Annotated in this window: 3 protein-coding genes; 2 read left to right on the top strand and 1 reads right to left on the bottom strand. The window is 57.0% G+C overall.

The features are described 5' to 3' along the window. Both ACREAY_RS11580 and ACREAY_RS11575 read left to right on the top strand, forming a co-directional pair. Positions 1-560: cupredoxin domain-containing protein (locus ACREAY_RS11580; RefSeq protein ID WP_431755923.1), on the top strand; the 560-nt coding region annotated here is incomplete at its 5' end. A 64-nt stretch (positions 561-624) separates the two neighbouring features. Further along, the gene (locus ACREAY_RS11575) at positions 625-1,119 is read left to right on the top strand and encodes a hypothetical protein (RefSeq protein WP_431755922.1); all 495 of its coding nucleotides are present in this window, start codon (positions 625-627) and stop codon (positions 1,117-1,119) included. Here the strand turns inward: ACREAY_RS11575 and ACREAY_RS11570 are convergent. Continuing rightward, a complete protein-coding gene (locus tag ACREAY_RS11570) occupies positions 1,116-1,778 on the bottom strand; it encodes a hypothetical protein (RefSeq protein ID WP_431755921.1) in 663 nt (220 codons plus the stop codon). The two genes, ACREAY_RS11575 and ACREAY_RS11570, sit on opposite strands and share 4 nt — an antisense overlap. Between the last annotated feature and the right edge of the window lie 131 nt (positions 1,779-1,909).

Here is a 1,909-nt window from a genome sequence, read left to right as displayed (position 1 = left end):
CCGCATCAGAGTTGATACTCGCGAACGGGACCTATGAATTCATGTTCACCGAGGCGGGAGAGTACCCGTACTACTGCAGCCTGCACCCCGCGATGGTCGGGACCGTAATGGTAGCCGGCGAGGGCGAAAGCGACGGCGGCGCAACGGGGGGAAATGAAGTAGAGGCTGAAATCGAAGGTAGCACCTACACTGTAATGGCTACTTCTGAGAGCCCTTCGTTACTTGAGGCCACAATCATGCCGGAACAAAAGATGGTCGGCATAGAGTTTGAAGACTCGGGCGACGTCGAGCTGACGCTGCCGACAGACCTGATAAGCGGCATCTCTGCGGTGACCACAAGCGGCGGCGACGATGTCGCATTCCAGCCAGGCACCTCGAATGCAACACACGCGACCATATCGTTCACGCTGCCTGAAGGCGAGACCTATGTCGACATCACCGGCGCGACTGTCGCACCAGAGTTTGGCGTCATAGCAGCGCTCGTGCTTGCAGGGTCGCTCGTGGCGGCTATCGGCTTTGCCCGCGTCAAGGGCAGCTCGCTGGGCTTTGGAAGGTTCTAGCCTTCCATCTCCTCTCTTTTTCTTTTAGCGATAATTTATTTATCCTGGCCGCCAACCGTAGACGATGGCAAAACTAGGCTTCTTTGCATTTGCTGCAATACTGTTGACTGGATTTGGATTTGCCAACGTTCCTGTCTATGCGCAAGACGGCATGATGCAATCGACTGATGACCTTGATATCTTGCTCGAGCCCACATGGGATGCAAATTCAACAAAGTTCAAGGTCAGTTTTCTGGAGCCGGGTACAGGCACCCTGCACCAGCACCAGGATTACAACTTTGTGATACTGCAGGACGGCAAAGAAGTATTCAATGCCGCAAAGCAGATCGGCCAGTCTGCGATACACAATGCCGAAGGGACGATCACCGTGCCCTACAAATTCCAGGAAAACGGCGACTATTTCGTGCAGGTATTGATTTACGGGCTGGGGCTTCCCGCCATTCCGAGGGATGACTCTGTGGAATTCTCAGTTAGCGTGACGCCCGAGTTTCCGGCTGGCGCGCTTGTCGCGGTCGCCGCAGTCGGGATAGGGGTAATAGCGGCGCGCAGAAAACTCTAGGCCCTGCGCAGCGCAACTACTGCAATCGCAATGCCTGCAACCCCTGCGCCGATGCCGACCATGCCAACAAGGTAGGCCCTGTCTGCCGATGCCCTGACCTCTGCTGCCGACTCGGCAGCGCTCTGCGCAGCATCCCTTGCGTCCTGCGAAGATCCCCTAGCTCCTTCCACCTGGGTCGTCAGGTCGGTTATCACGCCGCGCATCTGCTCGATAAAGTCTTCAGGCACGCCTTGGCCTCCATCGCCGGCCTCTGGAAAGTTGAGGCTGCGCGCGTCGCCGACGTCTTCTATCTCTACCACCCCGTCAAAGTCCTGGCCGGCGACGTCGCCCTTGATCTCGATGGAGTACTGGCCCAGCTGCGTCGGGATGATGTCAGCGCTGTAGGCGCCGGCCTCTTCGCCCGGCTTTATGTCCAGGACCTTGCTGATGCCGCCCTTTCTTATCGTGACTTCTGCGTTCTCAAACGCGTTGGTGGCCGGATCTCCGCCCTGTGTCACCTCTAGCACGATGGCGTTGGCCTGGCCCTGCAGCGGGGGCTCGACAGCCCAGCCGGCGACTATGGTGACGTCGCCCTGCTCTATCTCGCTGTGGGCGTACGCCGGCAGTACGGCGAACAATAACGGCAAAAGGGCGAGTCCAAGCGCAAGGGCGGTCTTCATGTATATTGAAAATTATCGCATAATCTTTATAACTTTTGGGAATTGTTCGGCCTTTGTACTACAAATCAAGCAAGAGTCAAATATGGTCCGGCGCATATCTGTGCCATCATGGCAGGCCGCGTTTTGCTCTT

It is taken from the genome of Nitrososphaera sp., assembly GCF_050748925.1.
Classification (GTDB): Archaea; Thermoproteota; Nitrososphaeria; order Nitrososphaerales; family Nitrososphaeraceae; genus Nitrososphaera.
This window is presented reverse-complemented; position numbering and strand designations above follow the sequence as displayed.